The organism is Peptoniphilus obesi ph1 (genome assembly GCF_000311865.1).
Lineage (GTDB): Bacteria > Bacillota > Clostridia > Tissierellales > Peptoniphilaceae > Peptoniphilus_E > Peptoniphilus_E obesi.
Genome location: NZ_HE978580.1, coordinates 161980 through 172091 on the forward strand (window position 1 = coordinate 161980; position 10112 = coordinate 172091).

Below are 10112 nucleotides of genomic sequence, written 5' to 3' on the forward strand. Positions count from 1 at the left end.
TTAAGCTGGTGGTTTTCTTTTTAAGTTTGAAATTTATCTGTTTATTTATAATCACAAAAAAGCCACCCTAGGGTGGCTTTTATTTTGCAAATCATTTTTACTTGTCGTATACAAAAGTTCTGTCGTTAATTTCAAACCATTTTTCATCTTTTCCATTAGCTTTTCTTTCATAGCCATGACCATTGCTAGCTTCAATTACTGGATAATATGCCCAGTGAAGTTTATCCATGTCTCTGTAGTGAATGATTTGTCCCAAATTCTTATCTACAAAGTCTTCATCAGCAAAACGATTAAGCATTCGATTTGTAATAGCTACTACTTCTGCACGAGTAATTGCTTGGTCTGGTTTAAAACTTCCATCAGGATAACCAGAAATCCAACCAGCTTCAGCAGCTTTTTGAATTACATCATATGCCCAGTGGTCTTTAGGAACATCTGTAAAAGTTTTATTTCCTGTTGTAAGATTTGCAAATCTTGTTGCCATTGCAGCAAATTCTGCTCTAGTAATATTTTCAGCTGGCATAAAGTTGCCATCAGGATATCCCTTAACCATGTTTAATTTACTCATGTAACTTATAGCAGTAACAGACCAAAGATCGTCGGAAATATCCTTATAGTCCCTGCTATAAATAACACCTTTTTGTGGTCTTTCATTTAAAAGTCTAGAAAACATAACAGTAACTTCTTGACGTGACATTTGCTTATCTGGCTTAAATGTTTCATCCTTATATCCAATCATATATTGAGCATGATCTTCTTTATTTAAAAGAGGTGTGTCAGCTGGTTTTAAAATAGGATAATATTTTCTACCTCTATCAACTTTTTCTGTTTTGTCAGATGTTCCTGGTTTATCTGGTTTTTCTGGGTTATCTGGCTTATCTGGCTTATCTGGCTTTTCTGGCTCAATTGGCTCTTCTGGTTCATCTGGTTTGTTCGGATCAGCCTCCCATTGAGCGTAAACTGTGATATCATCTTCAATGACAGTTCCTGGTTTAAACTCTGTTCCCTTGCCGTCTTTTTGAGTGTTCCATCCCTTGAAAATATATCCTTCTCTTACAGGATCAACAGGAAAATCTTCTAATTTACTCTTTTCCAATAATAAAAATGCATCATGAATTGGATCTTCCGTATCGTAATTCTTATCAAATATTACTTCCTTAAATACAATTAAATTGACATCATCATTATTTAGAGGATGATCATATTTAGTGCCTGGATGAGATGTTGATGTGTATAAAAGTTTAACAAAATCATCCTTTGTGCTAGGTGGTGTAAATGTTTGTAAGGCCTTATTATTTTTAAATACAGTTGTTGCATCCGTATTTATATTGTAGTAATAATCTTTTGCTGTCGGTGGTTGAACCAAATCACCTGTAGATCCATCATCGTATTCTGGCATATAGGCGTGAAGATTACTATATATTGCACCTCCGTGACCTAATTCTCCGACTGCTTGGTTTCCATCAAAAACAGTATTGTTTATTACTTTTAATAAGCCGTGGGTTTCATCCACAGAAATAGCTCCGCCGGATTTATCAGCCTTGTTATTGGTAAAGGTACAACTATCTACGGTAACAACTCCGTCTTTAGCTAAAGCTGTGTTGACATAAATCGCACCACCATGTCCATTGTTTTCATGTTTGCCATTTGGCAATATAGGTGGTTCAGATTTTATAGCTTCATTACCTTCAAAGGTCGATTTTTCTATAGTCATTGTATTGCTTGTCCAAATGCCGCCGCCATAGTAGGCTTTGTTTTCCTTAAATTCAGCATTTTTAAAGTTCAAGCTGCCTGCTTCGTCAGTTAAGCATACTCCACCGCCTGATAAGGATTCATTTTTATACAGTTTCACTCCATCGATGGTAAGAGTTTCACCTTCGGGTAAACTTGAATAAATACCGCCGCCATAATTTGCGATATTTTCTTGAATTACGACTCCGCCTATTTTTGCATTCGGCGATCTAAGTCGAATGCCACCACCAAAGTTAGCTTTGTTTTTTTCAATAGTTCCTGAAATTAAATCACAAGAAGGGGTTGTTCCCCAAGGATAAAAACCTCCACCAGTATAGGCTTCATTTTCTGAAATTACGCCAGTACCGTCCATGATGAAATTGCTGTTAAATGCAGCTGTTACACCGCCACCGTATTTTCCTTTATTTTTAGATACTTGTCCGCCTGAAAGTTTAACAACTGAATTTTTAAATAAATAAATTCCACCGCCAGCATAGGATGCGGTGTTTTCACTGATTTCTCCACTAGTGATTTCTAAATTTGCATTTTTTCCTGTGGCAATTCCTCCACCGTCGTAAGCAGTATTATTGTGTATCTTACCACTGTTAATTACGCCTTTTCCTTGAAGAACAATCGCTCCTCCGAATCCAGATTCAGATGGAACTTTATTGCCATAGATATCACCACCATTAATGGTCAAGGTTCCACTTCCAATATAAGCAATAGCACCGCCAGCTTGTATGGCTTCATTATTTCTTATTATACCGCCATTAACAGTAACATCACACGCGTATTGGCAATATATGGCACCACCTATTTTTGTCTGGTCGCTTTCTTCAACCTTGCCATTTTGTAGTATTGCTCCATCATTAATTGTAAGACTTGCAGGTAATGCTTCAGTAGATTCTACCCAGAACAAACGCTTTTCATTATTTCCGTCTATAATAATATCTTCTACGGTTAGATGAGCTCCATTAACAACTCCAAGCATCATAGTGTGATTAGTATTATTTGCTTTAATTGTTCTCGGACTTGCTGGATCTTTACTTTTAAGTGTAACCTCACCATAAGGCCAGCCAAACTGGCTATATTCAGTTAGTTCAATATCCTTATTCACTTGGACTACAAAATTAAATTTAGATCCATCTTTGGTAAGCTCATACATTTTGTCGATTACTTGATTTAAGTTGTCAAAATCACCAATTGCTTCTCCATCTTTAATAAGAGTAATTGCCTTCTCTTCTTCAGGATTTCCAGCTCTTAAAGCCATGGCTTCCTTAGGAATAGCAACTTCCATTATCGAATTTTCTGAACTGAAAGAAGAATTATCATTTTGATTTAATATAGACTTATTAATTTCAATATTGTGGTCTTCTGATGGTTCTTCTGGAGATTCTAAATCACTTACTGTCTTTTCATAATTATCTAAACCTGCATTTCTTATATCACCTTCAATTGCAGAAACATTGTTTAGACCACTCGAAAAAACTAACAATAAGACAGTAAAGATTATTGTCATAATTTTGAATTGCCTTTTTCTACTTACATTCATCCAAACATCCCTCCTTTATTTTTTATTTATAACTATTTGCAAGTAATTTGTTAAAGATTATAAATTATGATTTTGTTTTGCTGCGATTGATAAATTTTTATTATCTTTGCCAACAAATTTTAAACTTTAAATTTATCTTTAGAAAACTTATATCTAGTAAATATTAAGGTATCGTTTTCTTAAGATAAATACATAAATAGAAATAAATTGGACTTATGTATATTCTATCACTTATTTAAATATTATTCCCGATTCTAATTCAATAGTTTAATTTATTTATAGTAAATAATACAAAATATAATAAATGAATTAATACAAAATTAAACGGAATGTCCCCTCTTATTTAAAAGTTACATTCCGTTTAAAATATTTATTTTATTTTTTTTCAGATATCTATTACTTTAAATTGAAAATAAATTATAGTTTTTTATTTTTCAATTGCTTTAAATGCTGAAGCTTGAGCTGTCATTCCTCTTTCTGATGCAAGTCTTTCGATTGATGATGCTCCAAAGAAGCCATCAATTTCTGGAACATTTTTAATTACATATTCTGCATCTTCTGGATCTGCAATTGGACCACCGTGACAAATTACTAATATGTCTGGATTTACTTCTCTACCTGCTGCAATAATTTCACGAATCTTTACGCAACAATCATCTAATGTAACTGCTGTTTCAGCTCCAATTGATCCTTTTGTTGTAAGGCCCATATGAGCAACAAGGATATCTGCTCCTGCTTCTGCCATAGCCTTAGCTTGTTCTGGATCGAAAACGTATGGGCATGTCAACATGTCAAGTTCATGTGCCTTACGGATCATGTCCACTTCAAGTTCATATCCCATTCCTGTTTCTTCAAGGTTTGCACGGAATTTTCCATCAATTAGTCCAACTGTTGGGAAGTTTTGAACTCCATTAAATCCTTGATCTTTTAATTGTTTTAAGAAAATATCCATAATACGGAAAGGATCTGTTCCACAAACTCCTGCAAGTACTGGTGTCTTTTTAACAATTGGAAGAACTTCTTGTCCCATTTCTTGAACGATTTTATTTGCATCTCCATATGGAAGAAGTCCAGATAATGATCCACGTCCAGCCATTCTAAAACGGCCTGAGTTGTAAATAATTAGCATGTCAACATCTGCTTTTTCTGAGCATTTTGCAGTTATACCTGTACCAGCTCCAACGCCTACAAGAATTTTACCTTCTTCTATCTCTTTCTTAAAGTCCTCCATAATTTCTGCTCTTGTTCTCTTTAACATTGTTTTATTCCTTTCTTTTTTATATTTCTTATTTATTCATAAGTCTAATAAGTTCTTTTGCTGCTGTTATTGCAAAATCAGCATCATTAATATTATTATCCATAACTCTGATTTCAACTTTTGGATTATCTATGCCATTTCTAATTGAATCAAAAAGAATTTGTCTTTCTTTTTCCCCTTCAAAAGGTTGTCCTTCCGCATCGATCATAGATACGCCCTTACCAGGAAGAAGTACCAACATATCTGTTTCAGCCTTATTCCACTTTTCTGAAAGTGCCGCACCAACTTTTGAATTTTCAAGTTCAGTTGTTCTCATCAATGTTACACTTGGATTGTGTTTATATAAATTTCTTCCACTAAATTGAGATGGGACTGACTCTATCGGACCAAAGTTTACCATGTCGCAAGCTCCAACAGATACTACTTGTGGAACTTTCTTACGAATAGCTGCTCCACACCTATCTGTTCCTGCCGCTAAAACTCCTCCTACAAGCTGATCGCACCACTCTGTTGTAGTAAGATCAAGCACGCCTTTGAAGAATCCTGCATCAATTAAAGATTCCATTGTTTTTCCGCCTGTTCCCGTTGCGTGGAATACTAATACTTCATATCCTTCTTTTTCAAGATAAGCTTTAGCTTGGTCTATACATGGTGTTGTAACTCCAAACATAGTTGCAGCCACTAAAGGCTTTTCATCTTTTTCATCAGGTGAATATTTTTCTTGAAGATTTACCATCCCAACTACAGCCGAAACAGCATTTTTAAAAATTGTTTTTGAAATTTGGTTTAAACCAGCAACATCAACTATAGAAGGAATCATAATAATATCACTTGTTCCAACATATTGAGATACATTTCCTGAAGCCATTGTCGATACCATAACTTTTGGTATACCAATTGGAAGCGTTCTCATAGCAGCCGTAGCAAGAGCCGTTCCACCTGAACCGCCACAAGAAATAATTCCATCAAATTTTCCTTCAGCATAAAGTTTTAGCACTATCGATTTGATACCGTTTGATAAAATTTCTGTTGCAAGTGAACGATCATTTTTATCTACAATTTCTTTTATATCATAACCAGCAGCAGCAGCTACTTCCTCATTAGAAACATCCGGTGTAAATTTTGGTTCAAATGTGCCTGTGTGAATTGTTAAAGTTTTACATCCCAACTCTTCAACCAAAGATTTTACATATTCAAATTCAGGACCCTTTGTGTCAAATGTTCCTATTATTGCAATTGTTTTCATATACATCTCCTTCCTGAGCATAAAATTATAATTCAGCCCATAGATTTATTCTAACTTTATTATGCTATATTTTGATTGTTTAGTAAATGAGTTTATACTCTTTATTTTCTAAAAATATTTTTAATTTTTCTGCATACTCTTTTGGCCGTTCATGCAAAAATTGTCCGTGTCCCATGCCTTCAAAAACTTCACTTGTTATCTGTGGCAAATATTCTTTTATCTTTCTTTCCCCTTTAGCTGGTATGGGCTCTTCACTTCCACGCCAAAACAAGACTGGGTTAGAAAAGTTTCTTAAATTTTCAGAAATTTTATAGTGATAAATATATTTACAAGCGTTTTGAATTGTTTTTTTACTAATTTGAGGATAGACCATTTCGACAAGGCTATGATTACCTTTTCCCATTATCTTATCTAGGAAAACTTTAGGTATTGATCTCCCGCTTTTAATTATACTTGTTCCAGCAATAAAGGCCCAAGTATATGGCAAGGCCATAAGTCCCATTTCAACTGTAATTGCCGCATCCAATAATACTTTTTTTGCAGAAATGTTTCCTCTTGCAATCAGTTCCACTGCTATTGTTGCTCCCATAGAAAAACCACAAAGGCCATAAACACTTCTGCCCATTTCATTTAATATGTAGTCTTCTATGCCATCAATACTTTTTTCCAAAGAAAGCATATCATTAGGCTTAGACTCACAATGCCCGTCAAGTTCACAGAAAATCACATAATAATTTTGTAAATAAGGAAGCAGAGGTTTGAAACATAGATCTGCAGTAGATGCAAGACCATGAATAAATAATAAAGACTTATTATTTTTATCTCCATATGTAATAAAGTTCATTTTTTATTCCCCTTCTTAACTTTCTTACTTAGATTCCAAGATATTATTCTTTATCTCCTGTAATAAAATAATCACAGCAATCTGCTCCATCTGCAATTGTTCCATTTCTATGCAAAATCCCATGTTGAAGTTTTATCATGACTTCATCTAGTTCACAAAAAAGAGGCATTAGTTCAAAAACTCCAAGCTTTTTTGTATAAGTACATATAGGACAACGGGTAATCCGATAATAACAAGCTCCATCATAAGGCTGGCCAACAAAGTCCACTTTAAAAGAAGTTGGATATTGTTTTTCCTTTTCTTCTGTGTACCACTTGTAATACTTAAGAATATTTTTCTTATTAGCTTCTTTGCCCCTCTCAGTATTAAGATTAGTCAAAGAAAAATACCATTTGACAGAATAAAGAGAGCGGCGCATCATTTCTTGAATGGTTTCTGGTGGAATCTTTTTTTCACTTGCTATGTAGGGAGCAACAAAGGCAAGAGCGAACATCTCATTGTATGCCATGGGATTGTCATTGCCGATATCATCTGCTTCTTCTATTAGTTTTCGATAAACTTTTTTGCTTTTTCTAATAATTTCCGAAGCATATGCTTTATCATATTTTTCTATGAGAACTTTTTTCATTGGGCCTCTAAATAAATAGAAATAAAAACTCCTATATTTCATCTCAATACCCTCCATCAATTTTCTAAAATTTTCTTATACTCATTTAAAATTATAATTTTAATCCACGACTTTCTAATCTTATAAATTCATTTTAAGATAGGTGTATAAATAAAGATAAATAATAAAGATAAATAATAAATAAAATATATAATATTAAGCCAGCCTCCGCGAATAATCATATGTAGTCCCTTTGGTAATCTCCCAGCTATCGGAGTCAAAATTATAAGAATTATGGGTGTAAATAAGGCTTGCCAACTTGGAAAAGCTGTAAATCCTAATAAAATTATCAATGCTATTGCCATATTTCCCAAAGCCATAATTCCAAAAACTATTTTTGCTTGGAATTTTAAAAATTTTAAAAATTCATCAAAGACTCCTTTGTTTTCGTGTCTTGATAAAAGACCTAGATAAGCACATTGAATATGATAAGCGCCTCCCAGTATCATGCCAAAAATATTTATCAAAAATACAAACCATCCGATAGTTAAATACTTTTCTTGTATGCTTAAAATGATATGATAAAATCCAATGCAATATATAAAGGCACATATTGGTCCTAAAAGTCCACCAATGTATAATCTTTTTATGCTAACATTTTTCATTATGCCGATAATACTATTTATAGTATCCTTGCTATCATAATCATCAGGATCATAATATAGGGTCATATCTCCCAAAAACATCAAGAATGATCCTAAAAGACCTATTAATATACTCTTGTATAAAGTCATAATCAAGCCCTTCCTCCTTTTAAATGATATTAATTATCATATTTATTATACAACTTGAAATTGTTAAAATCTATAAAAACCATCCTTCCTAGCAACTTACTTGCATTTCATTTCACATTTATTTTCTATCTTGTTTTTATTAATTTATTAGACTTTTGAATTTTTTAAATAAAAAAAGACTTCTAAAATTAAATTTTTAAAAGTCTAATTATATAAATATCTGTTTATATCTTTTAAATTGTACTTATGGACTTGCTTTCATTAATATATATAAATTTATTTATTATCGCTTCTTCCCTTCAAATAACTAGATACTAGTATTATTAATATACCTGAAATTGTATTTTTATTATTTAAAGAATCTCCCCATGCAAAAAAACAAATTAGATTTATAAGTAGAATCATAAATCCCACAGCTATCGCTATATTATAAGCATATTTGGATATATTTTTAACTTTGATCTCCTCTTTCATAGATTTCCTCTCTTAAAATTAAAACTTTTAACTACTTTATATTTTAATATTAGCTAACTTCCCTGCCCAAGCTTGAAAAACTCTTTATATAATATGTTACAAATATAAGAGCTGTTATTACCCATGACACTGGATAACAAGCTAATACCTTCATAAGAGTATGATTATGTGGAACGACAAATGCAATCCACAAAATTCTCGATACACAGGTTCCTAAAAAAGTTATAATCATAGGCCCGAAAGTATCTCCTATTCCTCTTATCGCTCCTATCAAGACATCGTAAACAACATAAATAAGATATAAAGGAGCAATGAAGTGCATAATTTGAGAAGTTATTGAGATTACATTTTCATCATCAATAATAAATTTTGCAAAAAATCCACTAAAGAAATATAAAGTACAACTCACCACTGCGATTGATGACAAGGCCATAATTAAACCAGCTCTTACACCCTTTTTTGCTCGATCATATTTTTGCGCACCATAATTTTGAGCAACAAAAGTGGATGCAGCAACACAAAAAGCATCAGAGATAGCCCATACAAGAAAATTTAATTTTCCACAAACTGCCCAAGCAGCAATGCTATCAACTCCTATACTATTTATACTGCTTTGAACTATTGTATTGGAAATCGGATACAAAGCAGAATGTGTTCCAATAGGTAAACCTAACTTAAAAATTTCTAATAGGTGTTTTTTATAAAATCTCAGCTTTTTAAATCTTATCCTGCAAGGCAGTTCAGTTTTGGTCAAAGATACTATAATCAAAATAGCACTTATAGATTGAGATAAAACGGTAGCAGTAGCTGCTCCAGCAACACCTAATTTAAAAAATGCTACGAAAATTAAATCTAAAATTACATTAAAAATGTTAGCTACGATTAAAAAATAAAAAGGTGTTTTTGAATCTCCAAGTGCTCGCAATATACCCGATCCTACATTGTAGAGCATAGTTACAACTATACCTGAAAAATAAATAAGAACATACAACTGAGCATCTCTTACAATTTCCTCGGGAACTCGAATGATTTCTATAGCAAAGGGCGACAAAATACACCCAATTATGGTAAAGGCTATTCCTCCGACAAAAGCAAATAAAATGGCATTATGACTAGCATCGGAAACCTCTCTATTCTTATCTGCTCCATAATATTGAGAAATAATAATCGTTGCACCTGATGCAAGACCAGTAAAAAAATTTATTGGTAGCTTTGTCAAAGTGGCTACAGATTCTATTGCAGCTAGGGCTTCTTTTCCAGCAAATTTACCTATAATAATTGCATCTGCAGTTGTATAGAGCGATTGGAAAAAAGTTCCAAGGAAAATCGGCAGTGCAAATTGCAACATGATTTTCCAAACTGTTCCCTCTGTTAAATTATATTTTTTTGAAACTTCTTTTGTACTCATAAACTACACTACTCCAATTTATTTTTTGAAGTTAATACTATTATTCAATTTAAATATCCTTCAAAAATTATATAAGCAGGCTAAAAGATTTAATCACTTGCAAAACAAGTATATGATATGCCTAGTTAAAAGTGAATAGTTAAAACAAATTTAACTTTTAATATAATTAATTTTGAACACAAAAAAACCACCTAATAA

8 protein-coding genes are annotated in these 10112 nt (G+C 32.8%); all 8 read right to left on the reverse strand.

The window, feature by feature from the left end:
* Positions 1-97: 97 nt before the first annotated feature.
* Positions 98-3283: an S-layer homology domain-containing protein gene (locus tag HGPB_RS08405; RefSeq protein WP_019131756.1), complete on the reverse strand. Its 3186-nt coding sequence runs from the start codon at positions 3281-3283 to the stop codon at positions 98-100.
* Between the two features lie 427 nt (positions 3284-3710).
* Positions 3711-4541, reverse strand: coding sequence for a phosphoenolpyruvate hydrolase family protein (locus HGPB_RS00660; RefSeq protein ID WP_019131757.1), 831 nt, complete (start codon positions 4539-4541; stop codon positions 3711-3713).
* Positions 4542-4569: 28 nt separating this feature from the next.
* Complete coding sequence (locus tag HGPB_RS00665) at positions 4570-5787, reverse strand: Tm-1-like ATP-binding domain-containing protein (protein WP_019131758.1); 1218 nt, start codon at positions 5785-5787, stop codon at positions 4570-4572.
* Between the two features lie 79 nt (positions 5788-5866).
* Positions 5867-6631 (reverse strand): alpha/beta fold hydrolase, encoded by a 765-nt coding sequence (locus HGPB_RS00670; RefSeq protein ID WP_019131759.1) that lies wholly within the window; start codon positions 6629-6631, stop codon positions 5867-5869.
* A 43-nt stretch (positions 6632-6674) separates the two neighbouring features.
* Entirely contained in the window at positions 6675-7301 is a 627-nt protein-coding gene (locus tag HGPB_RS00675) for an L-2-amino-thiazoline-4-carboxylic acid hydrolase (protein ID WP_019131760.1), read from the reverse strand.
* An 86-nt stretch (positions 7302-7387) separates the two neighbouring features.
* Positions 7388-8032: a DUF6796 family protein gene (locus HGPB_RS00680; protein WP_036738094.1), complete on the reverse strand. Its 645-nt coding sequence runs from the start codon at positions 8030-8032 to the stop codon at positions 7388-7390.
* A gap of 276 nt (positions 8033-8308) precedes the next feature.
* Positions 8309-8506, reverse strand: a complete 198-nt coding sequence (locus HGPB_RS00685; RefSeq protein WP_019131762.1) for a hypothetical protein — start codon at positions 8504-8506, stop codon at positions 8309-8311.
* A gap of 49 nt (positions 8507-8555) precedes the next feature.
* Positions 8556-9914: an MATE family efflux transporter gene (locus HGPB_RS00690; protein ID WP_019131763.1), complete on the reverse strand. Its 1359-nt coding sequence runs from the start codon at positions 9912-9914 to the stop codon at positions 8556-8558.
* Positions 9915-10112: the final 198 nt, after the last annotated feature.

Bases quoted from the DNA above. Each gene is read 5' to 3' on its own strand.
- HGPB_RS00675 (WP_019131760.1), bottom strand. From the start codon at position 7,301: ATGAAATATAGGAGTTTTTATTTCTATTTATTTAGAGGCCCAATGAAA.
- HGPB_RS00685 (WP_019131762.1), bottom strand. From the start codon at position 8,506: ATGAAAGAGGAGATCAAAGTTAAAAATATATCCAAATATGCTTATAAT.
- HGPB_RS00665 (WP_019131758.1), bottom strand. From the start codon at position 5,787: ATGAAAACAATTGCAATAATAGGAACATTTGACACAAAGGGTCCTGAA.
- HGPB_RS08405 (WP_019131756.1), bottom strand. From the start codon at position 3,283: ATGAATGTAAGTAGAAAAAGGCAATTCAAAATTATGACAATAATCTTT.
- HGPB_RS00670 (WP_019131759.1), bottom strand. From the start codon at position 6,631: ATGAACTTTATTACATATGGAGATAAAAATAATAAGTCTTTATTATTT.
- HGPB_RS00690 (WP_019131763.1), bottom strand. From the start codon at position 9,914: ATGAGTACAAAAGAAGTTTCAAAAAAATATAATTTAACAGAGGGAACA.
- HGPB_RS00660 (WP_019131757.1), bottom strand. From the start codon at position 4,541: ATGTTAAAGAGAACAAGAGCAGAAATTATGGAGGACTTTAAGAAAGAG.
- HGPB_RS00680 (WP_036738094.1), bottom strand. From the start codon at position 8,032: ATGACTTTATACAAGAGTATATTAATAGGTCTTTTAGGATCATTCTTG.